This is a genomic window from Leptospira andrefontaineae (assembly GCF_004770105.1).
Classification (GTDB): Bacteria; Spirochaetota; Leptospiria; order Leptospirales; family Leptospiraceae; genus Leptospira_B; species Leptospira_B andrefontaineae.
Genome location: NZ_RQEY01000005.1, coordinates 391,234 through 410,520, shown reverse-complemented (window position 1 = coordinate 410,520; position 19,287 = coordinate 391,234). Strand labels below are relative to the sequence as shown.

19 protein-coding genes are annotated in these 19,287 nt (G+C 40.5%); 10 read left to right on the top strand and 9 right to left on the bottom strand.

Annotation, left to right across the window (positions count from 1 at the left end; translation table 11 throughout):
- Position 1: 1 nt before the first annotated feature.
- The 3 genes from EHO65_RS03615 to EHO65_RS03605 all read left to right on the top strand — a co-directional run bounded on the left by EHO65_RS03615 (position 2) and on the right by EHO65_RS03605 (position 4,157).
- Positions 2–1,957, top strand: a complete 1,956-nt coding sequence (locus EHO65_RS03615; RefSeq protein ID WP_135772807.1) for an LTA synthase family protein — start codon at positions 2–4, stop codon at positions 1,955–1,957.
- A gap of 78 nt (positions 1,958–2,035) precedes the next feature.
- Entirely contained in the window at positions 2,036–3,049 is a 1,014-nt protein-coding gene (locus tag EHO65_RS03610) for an N-acetylneuraminate synthase family protein (RefSeq protein WP_135772806.1), read from the top strand.
- A gap of 1 nt (position 3,050) precedes the next feature.
- Positions 3,051–4,157: a M23 family metallopeptidase gene (locus EHO65_RS03605; RefSeq protein WP_135772805.1), complete on the top strand. Its 1,107-nt coding sequence runs from the start codon at positions 3,051–3,053 to the stop codon at positions 4,155–4,157.
- 49 nt (positions 4,158–4,206) lie between these two features.
- On the opposite strand, the gene EHO65_RS03600 is transcribed toward EHO65_RS03605, so the two are convergent.
- From EHO65_RS03600 to EHO65_RS03590, 3 genes are read right to left on the bottom strand one after another with little or no spacing between them, the layout of a single operon-like run.
- Positions 4,207–4,725: a hypothetical protein gene (locus tag EHO65_RS03600; RefSeq protein ID WP_135772804.1), complete on the bottom strand. Its 519-nt coding sequence runs from the start codon at positions 4,723–4,725 to the stop codon at positions 4,207–4,209.
- Positions 4,722–5,603 (bottom strand): DUF4349 domain-containing protein, encoded by an 882-nt coding sequence (locus EHO65_RS03595; protein WP_135772803.1) that lies wholly within the window; start codon positions 5,601–5,603, stop codon positions 4,722–4,724. Before EHO65_RS03595 ends, EHO65_RS03600 begins: the two co-directional genes overlap by 4 nt.
- Before the next feature lie 30 nt (positions 5,604–5,633).
- The gene (locus tag EHO65_RS03590) at positions 5,634–6,374 is read right to left on the bottom strand and encodes a TrmH family RNA methyltransferase (RefSeq protein ID WP_135772802.1); all 741 of its coding nucleotides are present in this window, start codon (positions 6,372–6,374) and stop codon (positions 5,634–5,636) included.
- A 244-nt stretch (positions 6,375–6,618) separates the two neighbouring features.
- Here EHO65_RS03590 and fliF point away from each other — a divergent pair, with 244 nt between their 5' ends.
- The 7 genes from fliF to EHO65_RS03555 all read left to right on the top strand — a co-directional run bounded on the left by fliF (position 6,619) and on the right by EHO65_RS03555 (position 13,552).
- A complete protein-coding gene (gene fliF / locus EHO65_RS03585; RefSeq protein WP_086446525.1) occupies positions 6,619–8,319 on the top strand; it encodes a flagellar basal-body MS-ring/collar protein FliF in 1,701 nt (566 codons plus the stop codon).
- Positions 8,319–9,287 carry a FliG C-terminal domain-containing protein gene (locus EHO65_RS03580; RefSeq protein ID WP_135772801.1) on the top strand — a complete coding sequence of 323 codons (969 nt, stop codon included), beginning with the start codon at positions 8,319–8,321 and terminating at the stop codon, positions 9,285–9,287. The genes fliF and EHO65_RS03580 overlap by 1 nt, the downstream gene beginning before the upstream one ends.
- A gap of 1 nt (position 9,288) precedes the next feature.
- Positions 9,289–10,212, top strand: a complete 924-nt coding sequence (fliH, locus tag EHO65_RS03575) for a flagellar assembly protein FliH (RefSeq protein ID WP_008592071.1) — start codon at positions 9,289–9,291, stop codon at positions 10,210–10,212.
- A 198-nt stretch (positions 10,213–10,410) separates the two neighbouring features.
- Positions 10,411–11,775: a FliI/YscN family ATPase gene (locus EHO65_RS03570; protein ID WP_135772800.1), complete on the top strand. Its 1,365-nt coding sequence runs from the start codon at positions 10,411–10,413 to the stop codon at positions 11,773–11,775.
- A 3-nt stretch (positions 11,776–11,778) separates the two neighbouring features.
- Positions 11,779–12,351: a flagellar export protein FliJ gene (fliJ, locus tag EHO65_RS03565; RefSeq protein WP_135772799.1), complete on the top strand. Its 573-nt coding sequence runs from the start codon at positions 11,779–11,781 to the stop codon at positions 12,349–12,351.
- Positions 12,352–12,508: 157 nt separating this feature from the next.
- Complete coding sequence (locus tag EHO65_RS03560) at positions 12,509–13,150, top strand: periplasmic-type flagellar collar protein FlbB (RefSeq protein ID WP_135772798.1); 642 nt, start codon at positions 12,509–12,511, stop codon at positions 13,148–13,150.
- Positions 13,151–13,156: 6 nt separating this feature from the next.
- Positions 13,157–13,552, top strand: coding sequence for a TOBE domain-containing protein (locus tag EHO65_RS03555; protein WP_135772797.1), 396 nt, complete (start codon positions 13,157–13,159; stop codon positions 13,550–13,552).
- 148 nt (positions 13,553–13,700) lie between these two features.
- Here EHO65_RS03555 and EHO65_RS03550 read toward each other — a convergent pair whose 3' ends face one another.
- From EHO65_RS03550 to EHO65_RS03525, 6 genes are all read right to left on the bottom strand, one after another.
- Positions 13,701–14,744, bottom strand: a complete 1,044-nt coding sequence (locus EHO65_RS03550; RefSeq protein WP_135772796.1) for a DUF3089 domain-containing protein — start codon at positions 14,742–14,744, stop codon at positions 13,701–13,703.
- A 68-nt stretch (positions 14,745–14,812) separates the two neighbouring features.
- A complete protein-coding gene (gene gmk / locus EHO65_RS03545) occupies positions 14,813–15,346 on the bottom strand; it encodes a guanylate kinase (RefSeq protein ID WP_135772795.1) in 534 nt (177 codons plus the stop codon).
- Between the two features lie 14 nt (positions 15,347–15,360).
- The gene (locus EHO65_RS03540; protein WP_008597280.1) at positions 15,361–15,642 is read right to left on the bottom strand and encodes a DUF370 domain-containing protein; all 282 of its coding nucleotides are present in this window, start codon (positions 15,640–15,642) and stop codon (positions 15,361–15,363) included.
- Complete coding sequence (locus tag EHO65_RS03535; protein ID WP_135772794.1) at positions 15,642–16,847, bottom strand: hypothetical protein; 1,206 nt, start codon at positions 16,845–16,847, stop codon at positions 15,642–15,644. The genes EHO65_RS03540 and EHO65_RS03535 overlap by 1 nt, the downstream gene beginning before the upstream one ends.
- A gap of 62 nt (positions 16,848–16,909) precedes the next feature.
- Positions 16,910–17,275: a hypothetical protein gene (locus EHO65_RS03530; RefSeq protein WP_100709577.1), complete on the bottom strand. Its 366-nt coding sequence runs from the start codon at positions 17,273–17,275 to the stop codon at positions 16,910–16,912.
- Between the two features lie 5 nt (positions 17,276–17,280).
- Positions 17,281–19,263, bottom strand: coding sequence for a FapA family protein (locus tag EHO65_RS03525; RefSeq protein ID WP_135772793.1), 1,983 nt, complete (start codon positions 19,261–19,263; stop codon positions 17,281–17,283).
- Positions 19,264–19,287 lie beyond the last annotated feature (24 nt).

The following is a 19,287-nucleotide window of genomic DNA, read 5'->3' as shown; positions in this document are numbered from 1 at the left end:
AATGATAAAAAGGCTACCTTCAAACCTTAGGATAATTTTATTTTACTCTTTCTGTTTTTTAATACTTTTAACTATTTTTAGATTTGCCTTACTCTTTATCTATATTTCCAAATTGGGAAATTCCCCAATTGGCGAGGTAATCATCTCGTTTTTGATCGGAATTCGTTTCGATCTATGCGTGATCTCGATCGTAATCGGTTTATCATGGATCCTATCTTCTTTTCATTACCCAAACCGTTGGAAAATCTATAGATATATTTGGGGAATTCTGCCAATCCCATTATTCTTATGGATGACCGGCCATTTGATCGGAGATACAATCTATTTCGGAGAGGCGGATAAACACCTAGGCTACGAAGGTTTTGTATTTTTAGGAAAAGACCTACTTATTCTAATAGAAGCCGCGGTAAAGAATGATACTTTAAAAGTAATTTTGGGATTGATCGGAATTTTTATAGGTCTTCCGACATTAATTTATCTTTTTATAAAGTACAATGGATACGAATATTCTTCTGAAAACAAGACCAGAGAATTGGCGCAGGTCCCTATCTCCATTATTTTATTATTACTTCTCTTCCGAGGAGGAACCCAATCAAGGCCGTTAAGATCCACAGAAGCAATCCATTCGGAAAATCCTTTCTTAAACCAACTTCCTTTAAATGGGGTATTCACTACGATCATGGATCTAAAATCCAAATCGATTCTTCCTGAATTAGAAATGTCTAAAGAAGAATCGATCCGGATCGTGCAAAAAGAGATCGATTATCCAGGCGCAAAGTTCATAGATCCTGAATATCCTCTTTTAAGAGAAACTTTAGAAACAAGAAAAGAAACTCCTCCAAATATAGTTCTTATTCTTTTAGAAAGCTGGACAGGAAAATTCCTGAAACCAAACGGAGATGGAATTGTTGGAGGAAAAGAACTAGCTCCCAATTTTAATTCTCTAACAAAAGAAGGCAGATATTTTCCCAGATTTTTTGCAACAGGTGGAAGAACAGTAAACGGGCTAATGTCAGTTCTCACAGGGATCCCGGATCGGCCAGGGATAACAGTTGTTAGGACCCATCAGGTGCTTGGAAATTTTGGAGGGCTTGGATCCTTACTAAAAACCTTGGGATATTCCACATACTTCGTGCATGGTGGAGATGTAGGATTTGATAATATGAGTTTTCTTTTCCCTCATTGGGGTTTCGACACGATCATTGGAAAAGAGGAAATCGAAAAAACAGGAAAATATAAATCGGGAGCCTGGGGATTCTATGATGGGGATGTATTAGAAGAACTTCATGCGACTATCGCAAAAGCAAAACAACCTTTTGCCGCAGTCAGTTTAACATTAACAACTCATTATCCTTATCAAGTTCCGGAAATAGGAGAAAATCCTTATCCGGAAACTATGAAAGATTCGGATTATTTTAATACTTACGCATATTCGGATAAATCCATTGGAAAATTTATGGAGAAGGCCAAAAAGTCTCCTTATTTCCAGAACACTATTTTTATTTTTGTAGCAGATCATACTCATCATAGAGATCTGAATCCATTCGAAGACCGTAATATTCCACTTTTGATCTATTCTCCTAAATATATAAAACCGGAATTAGATCCTCAAGTTTCTTCTCAACTGGACGTGATACCGACTATCCTAGGGCTCGTAGGTAAGAAGGTAAAATTTTCTTCCTTCGGTAAGGATCTACTTTCTCATTCAGCCCGATCCAAAACCGGCGGTTCTTATTTTGCATTTTCAAGTGTGATCGGTTGGATCGAGAATGAATATGCTCTTTATAGATCCACAGAAGGTGAACTCAGAGAAGCCTATCCTATGCCTTGGAGTAAGAACAAGTCCAAGTGTGCCTCTATTAAGGAAACCTGCGACGAATATGAACGGAAGGCAAAGGCGTTTTTGAATTTGAGTTATGAACTTCTGAATACGAATCGGATCTTTCCTGAGAAGTGAACTTTAATCCTTCCCTTTCCGACCAGGTATTCCGATCCTAGTCTTAAGGGTATTCACCCTTTTATTTCAGGAGAAAGAATGTCTTTTTCGAAAAGTTTTCGTTTGGAAGATAAATGGGAGATCGGTCCGGATTCTTCCCCGTTTATAATCGCTGAGATCGGATTGAATCATAACGCTGATCTGGAATTAGGAAAGAAAACTATCCGGGCTGCGAAACAGGCTGGCGCGGATGCGGTAAAATTCCAAACATATAAGACTGAAAATTTTTTAGATGTTAAAAATCCCAAAGCGAAAGTCCTCGTAGACATTTTCCAGACTTACGAACTTTCAGAAAAACTACATATTGAATTCCAAAAAACTGCAAAGGAAGAAGGTCTCTTCTTCTTATCCACTCCTTTGGATCCGGGAAGTGTGGACCTTTTAGTAAACTTAGGAGTGAAAGCTCTCAAGATTGCAAGCGGAGACATCGTAAACAAACAACTTCTGCAAAAATGTGCAGGCACAGGACTCCCATTATTTTTATCCAGCGGCGCTGCAGAAGGTTTCGAAGTCATTCGTGCATTAGAACTTTTGGAATCCGAGAAAGTAAAAGATCTAGTATTATTCCATTGTGTTTCTCTCTATCCGACTCCTCCGGAAAAAGCAAATTTACAAACTTTAGAATATTATAAAAATATATTCAATGGTCCTTTGGGTTTTTCGGACCATACTTCAGGGAGTCTTGCAGGAGCATTGGCAGTATCACTCGGTGCAAGCGTTTTAGAAAAACATTTCACTTTAGATAAAACTCTCCCCGGTCCGGATCACACTATTTCTGTAGACCCTTCCGAGTTAAAATCTTACGTAGAAAATGCAAGGCTCGCATTTCAAATGAGAGGAGAAAAGAAGAAGGTAGTGCAACCTCAGGAAGCGGGCGGCAGATTTTTTGGTAGAAGAGGATTATATGCAGACCAAAACGGAAATCCAATCTCACTCCGTCCCGACCTAAGCCAAGAAGATAAAAGATATTTTGATTCTTGGAAGTTAGATGAGGCAAATTCACTCGTCAAACAAGGTAAAGGTCCAAAACCGGGAGAATCTTTCTTATCTTAATATGATACGAAAAATCTGTCTTTTATTTACGGCTCTTTCTTTCGGCATATCCGCGGCTCCCAAGTCCTACGGTTCCTTGGGTTCCGAAGTTGATTTTTTGGATTTCGGAAAAGTTACAGTGGCACCCTTTTCCTATTCCGTATCTTCTTCTTACGATGAAGAATACGGAGCATTCAATCTATTCGATTCGAATCCTAAATCATATTGGTATTCTTCCGGGGAGAATAAACCCGAATGGATTATCGTAGATTTCGGTTCCAAAAGACTGATCAATTCAATCGAAGTTTTGGTGCCTATGTTCCGAGGCAAAAGAGCAACGGAAGAATACGAGATCCAGGTTCTTCACCAAGAAAACTGGAAGACTATTTTTAAAAATGAAAAAGTAGATCTGATCAATCAACATAATCTACCACCAATTGATGCATCCATTCTTAGATTATATTTTCCTAAAAAAGAAGAAAAGAATATAGTGATCGGTGAATTTAAGATCTTACTGAATGGGACCGTTCTAAATTCGGTTTCCAATAAATTTACCGGCTACCAATACCCTGTTCCGGACGGACTTCTTCCCGAAAAAGATTATCAACTTCCGGGAGCGCCAAGAGAGTATAGGAACGGGATCCATAAAGGATTAGATATCTATTATAAACGAGAAAAGGTCGGCCCTCCAAGACGTTTAACCTTCGAAGATGTTTTGGTTTCTCCTGCGGATGGAACAATTATCCGCGCAGATCTAGATTATTCTCCCATGACACTTTCCGAATTCCAAAGGTATTCCGCATTAGCCCAGAAAAACGGGGTCACTTATGTAGAAAAAGATTTTGGAGGCAGGCAGGTTTGGATCGATCATGGGAATGGGGTCATGACCTCCTTTAATCATCTTTCTTCTATCAAAAGAGGCATCAAGCTCGGTGCAAAAGTAAAATCAGGTGATGAGATAGGTAATGTAGGAAACTCAGGTCTAATGGGAGAAGCAAAAGGAAATGATGAGAACATCCATTTACATTTCGAGATCTGGGTGGACGGAGAGTATTTGGGAGCAGGAGTTCCTACAAATCAAATGAGAAAACTCCTACAATTTTTCTTTTCCAAATCGAATCTGAATTAAAGACTCTAAGATTTACGGAGTCGCAGAGATCATTGCTCGAATAAATATTTTACCTAACTTCGGTTCTACATTTATTCTTAAGATCGTTATCACGAATGCGACCGCAGTAACTTGAACTTTTTTCAACTCGTGCTCTACAAAAATTTTTCTGGTCTTCGTTGCGGATACGACCACAATAGCTTGAACTTTGTTTAACTTGAGCCAAACACATGTTCTCCTCATCGCTATCACTTATATAACCACATTTGCTCGAGCTTTGCCCAAGTTGGGCTAAACAGTCATTCTTCATATCGTTATCACGAATACGGCCGCAGTAACTGCGGTTTTTTTCAACCCGAGCTCTGCACAAATTTTTCTGATCTTCGTTGCGGATGCGGCCGCAATAGCTCGAACTTTGTTCAGCTTGGGCCAAACACATATTTTTTAGATCACTATCACGTATATAACCACATTTGCCCGAACTTTGTGCATTGAGATCGATCGACAAGATCACGAGAATCGTGCTAATCAAAAGAAAATGAAAACTTTTATAATAATTCATAGAAACATTTACCTTATCGAGTTTCATAAAATTCCTTTAGATCTTAGATAAGCCAGAATTTTCACTCCAAAAAACCAAGTGATCCATCCGCCAACCGCCGCGAATGCGTAGAGGAAAGAGAATAATAATCCGTATTTGATAGTCCATTCTAAAGATATTTTACATTTCTTTAAGAAGGTAATAAATCCGCCAGCAACAGCGCCCGTTTCCTTTAGAGTGAATTTGATCGTACAGAATTCATTCTCCTGATCGAATTCACCTAACTTTACTCCTAAGTCCTGGATCTTACCCTCTATTTCTAAAATTTCTTTTTCTAAAGATATCAATTCCTCTATTTTACCGTTTCTGCCCTTTAAACTCAAAAGCCCAGCCTTGGATTTTTCTAAGGAGATGCGGGTAGCAGTGATGTTTTTGTATTCGTTTGTTTTATCCGTCTTATTTACGGAAATTGAATCTATAACGCCAATCGTTTGAATGGATTCTACCATTGAGTCGAACTTGTCCGGGTTTACACCAATACCCAATTGTAATGTTCTTTTGCCTGCAAGTCCTGATCTTTGTTCGTATTGTATGACTCCTTTGGCATCTTCTACCATCTTTCGAGTTTTCCTTTCGTTTTCATCAAACTCGGAAGTTTTAGAAGAAACAGCCGCTACCTTCTCATATTTTTGAGAAGACGTGGAAATCGGCGCCTTGTCTTGGGGAGCATAAAACTTTTCAGAAGCATAGTTCTTACGCCCATAATCAAAATTGATAGAAGAACCTTGTTCTTGGTTTATAATATTTGTTTCAGGGCCTACCGCATAACTATAGATAAGCCTGGTTATAAATAGAAATGCAAAAATACCCGCAAATACTAGTGAAAACTTTTTTATAAACTTAGAAACGCTGCTGAATTGTTCCATCCTACCTTACCATTCCGCCAAAAAATTGATCTATTGGACCCTTTCTGCTTCGGATCTGATCCGTTGTAATAGGTCCGATTCTACTAAATTTCCCTTATACAATACTTTTTTATAATAAGAATTCCGGATATGGACCTGCTCTTCCTCTGTTAAAGCCCAGTTAGGGACTTCTTTTCTTAACCTAAATGCAAGATGTGAAAGTACAATCGCCACCGTTACCGAAATATTATAACTTTCAGTAAAACCGTACATTGGAAGTTTTAGGAATACGTCTGCTTCTTCCATAGAATAAGAAGATAATCCTTTTTCTTCTGAACCGAATAATACTGCGCAAGGTTTATCTAATGGCAAGGTATCTAATTCGTAAGAATTTTCTAATGTATGAGGAGAGGTTGCTACGATCCTGTAACCCTTCTCCTTTAAACCGCTTATACAATGTCTAGTATTATCGAAATCCGGTTTTTGGTATTTGTGAATTTTTAGCCATTTTTGAGCACCGAGAGAAATGCCTTCATTAGGCCTATAAGTGTTTCGGTTTTCTATTACGTGGATATCAGTTAAGCCTAAACATTCAGAAGTTCTTACAGGAGCACTAGCATTATAAGGTTGGAATATATCTTCCATTACAATTGTTAAGTACTTTGTGCGAAAAGAAGCGACTTCTTGGATCTTAGAGACCTTCTCCGCTGATATTAAAGTTTTGAAATATTCTTCTAACTGGATTGCTTCCTCTAGATTTATAAAATTTGAATGTTCTTCGGTGAGTTTCATGTTCAAAATGTTTTATTTCCTAGACAATTCCTAAGCAGAAATCCCAAGCAAACAGAATTCCACTAAACATAAGAATAGCAATTATGTACAACTAAATTTAATTTTTGCTTCGAGGCTGTTTCCAAAAGAGTTAATATAAAAAATCCGGAGAAAATAAAAAAATTCTAAAGTTTTTTTAAAAAGGGATTGTACTTTGTTTCCGAAAATCTATTATGTCCCCTATCTTGTCCGGTGGTGAAGGAAAATGCCCGAGCAATTACAAAAGATTCTGAACAATATCAAGGAGTTCTTCAACTCTTTAGATACTACGAAGAAACTGATTTTAGGTGGAGTGGCGATAACTGTAGTCGTTGCCTTAGGGCTTCTGACAACCGTTTCCTCCCAAAAGAATAAGGTCATACTATTTCAAAACCTTACTGCGAAGGATTTCGCAGAGGTTACTAAAAAATTGGACTCCATGGGCTATTCTTACAGCACGGGAGACACCAGTATTGTGAGTGTAGATCCGGAACAAAGGCAAGAGATTATCACAAAACTTGCCCAAGAAAACCTGATCCCCGCAGGTGTGCAAGGCTGGGAGCTATTCAATGTGGAGAAATTCACCGAGACCCAGTTCGACAAGGACATCAAAAAGTATAGGGCCTTAAAAGGAGCTATCGAGCAATCCTTAATGACCCTAAGACCTGTAGACAAAGCATTCGTGAACATAGCAATACCGGAAGATGAATTGTTCAATTCGAATGCTTCGCCGGTGAAAGCCTCGGTCATCTTACATTTTATCCCTGGAGTCGAAGGGATTTCCAAAAAAGAAGTAAAAGGTATCGTAAACTTGGTTTCCAGAGCGGTGCCTAAACTCAAACCGGAAAACGTAGTAGTCGCAGATGCAGACGGCAAGATCATCTCCGACTTCGAAGAAGACTTAGAAAAAGAAAGATTAGAGCTTAGAGTTGTACAAGAGAAATTAAGGATCCAAGAAGAACAAAGGATCCAAAGATTAATCGACGTTAGAAATACTCTTCGCTGGTTCTTAGGCGGAGAAGACAGAGTAGACATCACCCGCTTCGAATATATGTTAAACTGGGATAAAGAATCTTATAAAGATAACCAAGTTTCTCCAGTAATCGAAAGACCGGATGATCCAAATACTCCATATTCTGAACTGAAGATCGTAGACGGTTATAGCTTAAAAGTTTCTTCTAAAGAAACCAGCGAACAATTCACCGGAAGAGGTTTCACTCCGGATGGACCTGCTGGAACTGAACCTAACCTTCCTCCTGGTTATAAAGATACAGACTATCAAAAAGCAGATTATAAGAAAACTGAGAATATCAATAACTTCGAATTCAATAGAAGAGTTAGCGAAGTCCAAAAACAACCTTGGAAGATTGAAAAAGTAAATCTCTCCGTGGTAGTGGACGGTCAGTGGACTAAAAAGGAAAACGCGGATGGAACCGGTTACGACAGAACTTATATCCCTGTTTCCGATGAAGACATTAGAACTGTTCGTAAAAACTTAGAAGCAGCGGTAGGCATAGACAAAGCAAGAGGAGACCAAATCTCCGTAATCAGCATTGCTAAAGACCGCACTGCTCAGTTCGCTGCAGAAGACGAAGAATTAAGAAAACAGAAAGCGATCCGCCAAATGGTAATCGCATCCTTGGTCATTGTATTATTCTTAATACTTACTATCCTCATCTACAGAGCGATCAAAAAAGAAATCGCAAGACGCCGCAGACTACGCGAAGAAGAACTCGCAGCAATGCAGCAGATGATGAGAGAAGCAGCTCTCCGAGTTATGGACGACGGAAGCGCAGAAGTCGAACTCTCTCTGGACGAAAAACTCAGAAGAGAACTTCTCGAAAACGCGATCAATCTCGCCAGGGAAAAACCGGAAGAAGTGGCACAACTTCTACGCACCTGGTTATCTGAAGAGGAAGCAACCTAATGAGTATCCTGTCCGGAAAAAGAAACCGGGCGGGACAGCTCCTCCGAATCCTGGGGGAGCATCTTCCCCCGGAAGTGTTTCGCCACCTTGGGCCTCAGGACACATCGAAACTTTTAGAAAGTTTTCACAAGTCCGGCAAAATAGAAGCGAAACAAGAAAGAGAACTTTTAGGCTCCTTCTTAGAAGGACTCTCAACAGTCCCAAAAGAAGGGATCGATCGAGACACCTTGGCATTAATCCAAGAACTCGAAACTATCCTGAAAGAAGATTTAGTTTCAGAACCGGAATGGTCCGAAGAGCTCAAATCTTATACCAAGGAAGAACTTTCCAAAATCGTAGCAGGAGAATCAGCCGACAGGATCGCACTCATCTTCTGCTACGCGGATCCGGATACTTCTGCCAGAGTATTGGAAGAATTCCCGGAAGAGACCCAGGAGGAGATCCTACTTTCCATACGGAATTTGGACCTTTCTTCTGCCGGACTTATGGACTCCTTGGAGAGGTTTTTGCGCTTCAAAAAAGAAGTCCTGAAATCCCCTCAGTCTGGAGTTCCTACCAGGGATAAGGGTGGCAAAAGGGCCGCAGAACTTTTGGGCAAATTGGACCCCCAAGATTCCCAGAAATTATTCTCGAGGATACGCGAAAAGAGCCAGTCGTTTGCCGAAAATATAAATAAGCATTTCTTCCGAATGGAAGACCTGATGGATCTAAGCCGAGAAGCCCTAAACAAGTTCATGGGAGAGATCCATCCGATAGTGACCGCGACCGCTTTTAAAGGAACGGAACCGGAAACGAAGCAGGTTTTATTGGAAAGGTTAGATCCATCTCTTGCCTATTCCATCCGATTGGAAGAAGATTCTATGGGCCCGGTTTCCCTCGCTGAGATTGAAACCGCTCAGAACGGACTACTTGAAATTTTTAAGGAATCCGTAGAATCAGGAAGAATCAAGTTCCGGAGAAAGAACTAATATGGCAAAACTAGTCTTCAAACCTATCCAAATCGCGGACATGCAGGATCAGGTAGAGCTGCAAATTCCGGACAAATATAAAAAATTCCATAGGGACGAAGACGCCGAAGAGTTCGAAGTCGACCAAGAAGGAAATATTATAGAGCAATACCAAGGTCCTTCTATTGAAGAGATCGAGGCAGAGCTAAACCGTTATAAAGAAGAAACGGAAGAAAATATCAAAACAATGCTCGAGGACTCCCGTCGCAAGTCGGAGGAGATCGAGGAAGAAGGCCGTAAAAAAGCCTTCCAAATGATCCAGGATTCCAAAGAGAAGATCAAACTCGAAGAGGATTCAGGTAAGGCCAAAGCAGAACAGATCTTGGAAAGAGCCAAGATGGAAGCCGAAAGAATGATCAAAGAAGCCGAGATGAAAACGGCGGAGATCGAACATGAGGCCTACCTAAAAGGATTCGAAGCAGGACGAGAAGTAGGATTCAGAAAAGGCCAGGGAGAAGTCCGACGCCTAATCGACCGTCTCGGAACTATCGTAGGTAAAGCGATCGATATCCGTGCGGAACTCATCCAGGCATCCGAGAAGCAGATGGTGGAGATGATCCTGATCATCGCTCGTAAAATCATCAAAGATGAGATCATTGAACGTAAAGAAATCGTACTCAATAATATTCGAGAAGCCCTGAAACGTATCAAGGACAGGGACCGTGTGGATATCCGAGTCAACTTTGCAGACTTGGAGATCACCACAGCTCACAAAGATGAACTTATCAAACTTATGGAGTCTCTTCGCAAGGTCAATATCTACGAAGACTCTCGCGTCGACAGAGGTGGGGTCATCATCGAAACAGATGTTGGTGCCATCGATGCAAGGATCTCCACACAGCTCAAAGAAATCGAAGAAGCAATTCGAAATGCGGAGCCGATCTAATCTAACATTCACGTCCAAACTTAGTCTCCTACCCGGCCGCCGAAACCATAGGCGGTCGGGTCAGGGGGGTTTTCTTTGTAGGCACTTCGACTGGATTCGCTCTTCGCTCATATGTGACATAATTCAGTTATATTCTCATTATCACTTGACTCCGGGTAAAATCCCAGGGACAGTATCCGGTATCTAAGAGCTAAGATCATGATAGAGAAGAAGTTTCACGAAAAGGTAGACGTCATCTCCAAGTATTTTCTGATCTTGGACCGCACAGAAACAATCCGCAAATCCGGGCGCGTCGTTCGAGTCTCAGGAAACGTAATCTATTCAGAAGGTCCTCCGGATTCCAAGATCGGAGAGATCATGGAAGTCCAAAAAGCAGGAACTGAAGGTTACCTGCAATGTGAGATCGTTGGTTTCGAAAATCATGTATATACACTAATGCCTCTTGGTCCTGTGGAAGGAGTATATCCTGACGCTTTCGTATTTTCTTCAGGAAGAAGTTTGAATGTTCCTGTTGGAAAAGAATTGCTCGGTCGTGTATTGAATGGCGTAGGACGTCCGATCGACAAAAAAGGACTCATCATCACTTCCGAAGAAAAATCTCCAGAAGGAGAAAGTATCAATCCTTTGGATCGACCTGTGATCCGGGACATTCTACTTACGGGTGTAAGAGCGATAGATGGAATTTTAACAGTAGGCAGAGGACAAAGGTTAGGGATCTTCTCCGGATCGGGCGTTGGAAAATCCAGCTTACTCGGTATGATCGCAAGGTTCACGAATGCGGATGTAAACGTGATCGCACTCGTTGGAGAACGAGGCAGAGAGGTGAACGAATTTTTGGAAAGAGACTTAGGAAAAGAAGGTCTCGCAAAATCCGTAGTATTCGCAGCAACCTCGGATGCACCTAAGATGGAACAGGTAAACTGCGCATTACTCGCCACTTCCGTTGCAGAATATTTCAGGGAACAGGGACTTCATGTAAACTTAATGATGGATTCCCTAACCAGGTTCGCACACGCAAATAGAGAGATCTCTGTTTCTAACCATGAACCTCCCATCACAAGAGGTTTTAGTTCATCTGTTTTTACTAAAATAGCAAAACTAGTTGAACGTTCAGGTACTTCAAAATCAGGAGGAAGTATCACAGGATTTTATACGATCCTAACTGACACAGACGAGATGGAAGACCCTGTCGCGGACGCAGTCCGAGGTTATATAGACGGTCACATTATTCTTTCGCGTAAAATGGCGGAAAGAAATCATTATCCTGCAATCGATATTCCTGCTTCACTTTCCAGGGTAATGCAATCAATAGTTGAAGAAGACCAGTTCATGAGAGCCGGTATGATCAGAGAGCTGATCTCCACTTATAATTCAGTGGAAGAATTGATCTTATTGAATGCTTACGTAAGAGGATCCGATCCAAAAGTGGATCTCGCTATTCGCAAAAAAGATAAAATAGATTCTTATTTAAAACAAAGACTTATGGAAAGAAGTCTTTTCCCACAAACAGTCAGTGGCTTAAGAGATATCTTAAAAGAAGAAAGAGAAGAAGAGGAATTTTAATCGATGAAAAGATTCCAATTCAGGCTCGAACCTGTACTTCGTTTAAAGAAGATCAAAGAGGACCAAAAACTCAAAGAACTTTCAGAATTAGTGGCAGAAGTTAACCAACGACAATCAGAAATAGATTCCAATGATGCAAGAATACAATCTCTATCTTCTACTACGCTGTCGGGAAGTGCAGACTTAAGAGAATATTCTTATTTGCAAACTTATATGAGACAACTTCTAACTCGAAATTCCGAGTTAGAGAATGAAATACGTTCTTTCGATGAACCTGTTGAAAAAAAAAGAACGGAAGTATCAGAAGCAAGAAAAGAGAAGAAGGTACTGGAACTTCTAAAAGAAAACCGTTTTAAGGAGTATATGCACTCCTATAGAAAGGCGGAAAAAATCCAGGCAGAAGAGCAATTTTTAGCAGATCTTTATAGGAAGACTAGGGAGGAAATTTATGGGGATGATAGATCTAAACGGGATCCGAAAGTATTTACCTATGATACGGGAGGCGTCGAGCGCACCGGTACAGAAGATGCGGGACTTTCTGAGCTCAGAAAACTTTACGAGCGTTATAAAAAGTGACCTCCCCTTTTTAGAAGTACGTAAAACTGTAGAATCTTCCGATCCTTTAATCGGGAGCATGGCAAATCTCCAAGATAAAATTTCTCATTTGGAAAATAAGGCAGGAGAATTGGAAAAAAGAATTTCAGGCTCCAGGCTGGACATCCGGGTATAAAAAGTGGCAAGTTTAACTGACAAAGCAAGAGCAGTATATCTAGTACTCCTGATCTTCTTCCTAGTGTTGATCGGATTTTTTGCGTTTCATTATTTTCAGATCATAGACGCTGCTGAAATTTTTCCTTTTTTAAGAACGGAACCAGGACTCGTAAATGCGGACTCCGAATCCCCTTCTGAATTAGAGAAGTTGGAATTCCGTAAAGAAATGGAAAGACTCGCCAAAGATAGAGACGAGATCTCACAAAAAGAAGAAGAACTCAAAAAAGAAAAAGAGCGCCTGGAAGCGGAACTCGAGAAAATCGAGGAACTCAAACGAGGTCTTACTTCCAAGGAAAATGAGCTTAAATCTTCTGAATCTGAAAGGAATAGCAGAGGTAAATTGGTTAAGGTCATGGCGGAGAAGGTGGCAAATATGCCTCCCGACAACGCAGTGCAGATGCTTACCAATTGGTCGGACAAAGATATCATAGATGTATTCATTCAAATGGACAAGGATGCAGAGCAGGACGGTAGACAAACAATTACTACCTATCTTCTCACCTTGTTCCCGGCAGAACGCAGGGCGAATATTACGAATAAATGGTTGTCCAGATCTGATGTGATTAAGGCTCCTGAATCCAATTCTGAGTCGGAAGAACTTTAAAATTTTATGAAAAAGAAAACGATCCTATTTTTTTCTATACTAGTATTATCTGCAGGAACCATTTACTCTAAAAGTAAAAAAGCTTCCGCACCCGCAAAACCGAAATATGTTTCGGGCGAAGAACTGGTCAATAATCCGGGAAAAGCAGTTGGAGAAACTGTTCGAGTCGCAGGAACAGTAACTCATGTATTATACAAAGGAAATTCTATCCGATTCGTAGTTCATTTCTCCGGAAAACCAGTGGTTTTAGATTCGGACGATTATAGTTTAATGAATCGAGTATCTGTCGGTTCTTATGTGGAAGTTTGCGGATTCTATCTAAAAAATAAGAAGTTGGATCTGGACGGCAAAAGAACAGACATGCCTTCTATCGTAATAGAACAGACTTATTGTACGAATTAAAGTTTCGCACGGAAATCACAGAAGGCAGGTCTCACTCGAAGCCGCAAAGTTTAGAAGAGATTTTTAGGATTTGAAAACCTATATCTTCTTTTCTTAGCGCCTTGGGATGAAAAACTCCTTGGTCACCGTGCGAAACAAAATCTAAGACTTACTTCGAGTTTTGATTCTTTAAAAAAGTTTCCGTTCTCTCTTTTGCGTTTTTCCTAATATTCGCATAGAAGAAATGAAAATCTCCAGTATGTAAATTCCCATCTTTTCCTAAGTTTGGAGTCCGAGTGATCTCAGGTTCGTGTATCCATAGAACCCCAGAATTACATTTAGCGTCCGCAACACCTGGAAGCAATTGATCAAAACTTCGGTTCACACTTCCTAAATTTTCAGACTTAGCTGAATATTCCTCGTCTTGTTTCCAACTCAATGGATTCACACAAACGGTGTCTTTTCCGTATCTATCCAATAATCTACCGGGAGAATTTCCCCAAATATAGGAATTCCAACCCACCACACATCCTGTATCTTTCGGCCCTGAGCAAACAGGCAAACCCGCTTCTTCTTTCTTAAAAGGAAAACCGATCGAATAACTCACTACCAGGTTTTTCTTATATTCCAGATTCGTGGAAATCACTTCTTTAAGTAAACGTATCGAATGTCGAGTGCCTTGGCTATGGGAAGCGATGATATAAGGACGACCCTTATTCCAATGTTTCATATAATAAAGAAAGGAAGCTTTCACATCTTGGAATGCAAAATCTAATGCGGCCTCTCCTTCCGAAGCGTCTTTTGTAAAAACAAAAAATGCAGCTTGTCTATATCGAGGAGCATAAACCTTACAACATTCGTTGAATGCACTTGCTTGGGTTTTGATCGGATGTTTATCAGTTCTTTCGTTTAAACTTTCGTCTTTTAGATCTCCGTTCCAATAATTAGGACGAAGAAGTAATGTAGTTGGATGGATATAAAAAGTATCTGCCTCTGCCAAGGATTGATTTTCTTTTAAGCCTGAATTTTCAGGAACAAGATCCGCATTATCTTTTTTATCCGGAAGTGCCGCCCAAAACTCAGGCTTAGAATAATCGGGAGCAGTTAAATTTTTACTCTCTTCAAAATCCTTTCTAGGTTTAATGAGAAACATACATTGAAAACTAAAAATAGAAAGTACAGAAACTAAAAGAGAATTGCATAAGAATTTCATATTACCTGATCCTTGGCTCAGAATAAGACAGTAGAGAACGGTTTAGGTTTCCTAATTTCGCGGAAATTCTAAAATAAAATTTCTTCTAAACGAGAAAGTGTGTGTTCCAGTTTATCATTCACAATGATATGATCGAATTCATCTTTATGAGCTAATTCTTCCTTTCCATTTTTGATCCTTTTTAGGATACTTTCTTCGGAATCGGTCCCTCTGCCGCGTAATCTTTTTTCCCATTCTTCTTCATTGGGGGGAAGAATGAAGATTGTGATCGCTTCTTTTCCCAATTTTTGTTTTACCTGAGCAGCGCCCTGCACATCCAGATCCATGATCACCGACTTGCCGGCAGACATACATTGGTTTACGAATATTGCAGGAGTTCCATAATAATTATCGTGGACCTTGGCCCATTCTAAAAACTCCCCATTATCGATCCCGGATTCAAATTTCTCTTTAGTCAGGAAAAAATACGTTACTCCTTCCTTGTCACCTGGACGAGGAGCCCTCGTAGTACAAGAAACGGAAAAAGCCAAATCAGGATGTTTGGCTCGGATCAGTTGGATAAGTGTGGATTTGCCTCCTCCTGCTACGGAGGACAGAACGATTAGTTTGGGAGATTTCAGTCCTTTTCTTCCTCTTCTTCTGCGATAGAATTATCCCTGCTTTCTATCCTTCTTGTGAGGGCTTCTACTCTTAAGTTGGAAAGGATCAAATGGTTGGAATCGGTGATTATAATGGACCTGGTCTTTTTTCCCTGAGTCGCGTCTACCAAACTGTTATTACTTTTGGCTTCGTTTCGGATCCTTTTAGCGGATGCAGAATCCGAATGAATGATACCTACAATTTTGGAAACCATTACTATATTTCCAAAACCAACGTTCAAGACGCTAAATTGGGACATTAGGTCCTCCTATTTCTCTCCAACCTAAATCTTTCGATAATGTCCACCTCACCGGTGGCGAGATCCAAGGCTTCTGAGATTTCCTCATGGGAGTATCCTTTTTTCAAGAGGAAAACTACCTTCTCAATTTTACTCGCCCCTTCTCCCAGGTCTTTTAGCGCCGTTTCGGATGAAATTTTTACGGAATCCTGTTTTTGAGGAACGTAACCCGTCATTTTTCTTTCTAGGATTTTTCCGAAGTTCTCTTCTGCAGGAATTTTATTATCCGTTCTTTTGGATTTAGAACTCGTTTTTTTAGGATCTAATTCAGGAGTATAGTCGGGCTCTGCTTTTAAAGAGCCTCCGCTGATATCTTCCGGAAATTCGATCTTATTTTCTTCGAATGGATCTCCATCCAAAGAGATATCAAATGTAGAACTTGGATTGTACATCGGCTGAGGAGTTCTAGTTGGAGAAATTTCAGACATCAATTCCTGGGAATCTTTCCAGCCCATTACATTCTTAATAGTCTTGCCGAAGTTTTTCAGGATTCCCAAGGTCCCGGATTCTTCTTCCACAGAAGCAGTTTCTTTTTTGGGATTTTTTCTTTCAGGATCTAAGAACGGTTTTGGATTTTCTGGAGAATAATTTTCTCTCAGATTTTGTTTATATAGTCTACCTACACCCTCTCCCGCTTTTGCAGCAAGTTCCTGTTTTCTATTCTCTAATGATTCTGCCGGAGTAGTTTTAAGTTCTTTTTGTTTTTCTCGAATTAGAGTCAGATATTCGTTCTTAAATTTTTCCTCATCGGAAATTTGGACCGCTTCCCTATGAGTTAAGGTAGAAGGTTCGCCCGTTTCCAATTCTTCTTCTACCGTTTCGAATTCTAATAATGGTTCAGGAGAAACATTCTGTTTTTCTATTTTTTTTCCCTCGTTAGAAAGTATTCTTTCAGGAAGAGATTCCAACTTTTGGAGGATAGATCTGTATTTATCCTCCAAAGAATCGGAACGTTGGACCAAAATTTTATAAGCTTGGATCTTAGAATTTAAAAGTTCGATTTGGCTTTCTGTTTCTGTTTGGATCTCATCCACGAGAGTTCGGATCTCTTCGTTGATACGACGTATCATATGAGAGCGGATCCTCTTCGTCACTTGAGCGGACACACCTACGTACAAGCCAATGGCTATAATAATGTTTAAGAATAGGACTGTGAATAATTCCATCGCACAAGCGTCCTTTTCGAGGATATTTCCAACAACATCCCTCGGAAGCCGACGTGGTTTTATTAAGCTATATAGTCCACTGTGGAACGAGTAGGCGTCCGAATTTCGGTTTTTCTACCGCTCTTATCGTAGGAGAAAATTCTCTCCTTTCCACCCTCGGGTTTTGGCCCTTTAAAAGAACGGATTTCCTTTTCTATTTCTCCGATCCTTTGGGTGTATGAGTTACGAAGTCTTTCTCTATATTCAGGAGATAGCGAAAAAGTCTCGGTGTACATTTGCACCGCGTACTTTTTATCTATAGAATACTCTCGGATTGATTTTTCGTTCTGAGCGATAACGTTCGAAAGAGTATGTGGATTCTCCACCATAGTCCTTCGGACCAGATCGTTCGCAGCACCGTATCCGGAAAGAGGTTCGTTTAGCCTCATATCCTTTATTTTCCTCTAGATCTGTTTTTTCTCCAGTCTTTTTTATCCGGTTCAGGATCTTGGTACGGCAATTGTCGGATAACCCCGTTCTCCTCTACGAAGGTCTTATGTTTAATCTCGTTACGGGTCTTAAAGTCCGCACTTTTGATCTTGATGGTAACCCCACCAAATAGGGTCTTTTCGACACTGATCTTTCCATTTGCGGCTCTTTCTTCTATATAAGACTTGAGATTCTGGATCTCGTTTTCGTATTCTCTGACTCGGGTCTCCAGTTTTTCTGTAGCCTTACTGGTTTTGATTAGCTGCTGCTCATGGTCTTGGGTGAAAGAAGCAGGATCATTCTCCTTTCTTGCCTTAAGAGTCTTAAGACTTTTGGAGATCTGTTCAAACTTATCCTGGTTTTCGGCTAGTTTCTCTTCGTATTCAGAGATCTGTTTTAATACCTTAGGATCTGTTCCTACTATAAGTTCAGTTGCAGGGTTGGCAGAAGATCCGATGACCTTGGCTGCGATCGTATCGGAAGCACGGATCGTACCTCCTACAATTTGTCCCCTCTTACCATTAGAGATTACTTTTCCACCGGCACTCACAAAGCAGTGAAGAATCCCTTCTTGGACCACAACGTCTTTTTCTGTGACTACAGTTGCGTTCTGGATAAATTTCGCGATTACGTTTCCGCCTGTAGACTCGATACGAGCCTCATCTCTTCCGGAAACACCTTGGCGAATGATGATATCTCCGTCTGCTTCCACATTTGCTTTTTGGACAGTTCCGTAGATCTCGATATTTCCTGCGGCCTTAACCGAGTAATTATCTTCTACGTTTCCGGTGATGATCACTGAACCTAAGAATGTAACGTTACCTGTTTTAATACCAACGTCACCGTTGACTCTGTAAACTGTTTCGACAGAGAGCCTTCCGCTTGCATAGACTACTTGTCCGTTCACCTCTGCAGTGAGTTTGGTTCTGTCTTCGGAAAGAATTGTTCCTTTTCCTTGTTTGAGTTCCGTATCTAATCCGTCTTTTGCAGGTAAAAGTTCGTTAAATAATGTGCGACCGTACTTCCCTCTTTCCGCAGGGATTTTTTCTGCGAGAAGTTGTCCTACCACAACGTTCTCGATCAGATCCATATCCTTATAATCAACTTTTCCGGATTCATCTTCTCTGAAAACTACCTTCTTGCTGATACGAACATGGTAGATGACCTGTGCATTCTTTCCGTTAACAGGAGGATCTCCTTCTGCGGCTGTGAAAGGTTGGTTATAAAATTCATCCTCCAACCTTCTTTGGATCTCTTCTTCTTTTACTCCGTATTTGATCCCTGCGTTTTTGAGATAATTGACTACGTCTTTTACCTCTAGATCTCTTCCGCCTGGCTTTGGAGGAATGAAAGTGATCTTTGCTTTCATCTTATCAGGAGCAATATCCAATACCATTTTAGCCTCGGCACCCTGCCTTGGTTTCATATTGGAAATATAGATTGGTTCTCCCTTTGTCTCTTTTACAATCTTACGGATCTGACCATCATCTACTTCGTTTATTCCTCGAACGGAAAGTCTGCGAGAAACTTCTGAAAGTTCGATTGCTTTTCCTTCACCGGAAGGAGGATATATTGTAAGATAAGTTCCGTTCCTGAAAATTTGAACGACTGCTCTTCCATCTCTATCCTTAGGTTGTAGGAACTCCTTCAGATCTTTGGAGACTAATTTTCCGGATCCGCCTGTGAGTTTTTTGTCTAGTTCTGATAGTTCATCTAAGAATGTATCTTCAGGAAGAATGGATGCTCTGATATGCCAAGGTTCTGAACCGAAAAGTTTTTTCTTTCCGCGTTTGATTACTATATAGTCCAGCTCATGTGATTTTCTTTTGAGATGCGCTGCAGCTAACTGAAGACATTTCTCCAATGTAGGAGCTATAACTTCTACCTGCTCGTTTTGGAGCTTGTCTAGTTCTTTAGATTGGTCTTTTAGAAAGGATGTAAGACTCAAGAACCTTTGCCCTCGTGCAGTAGA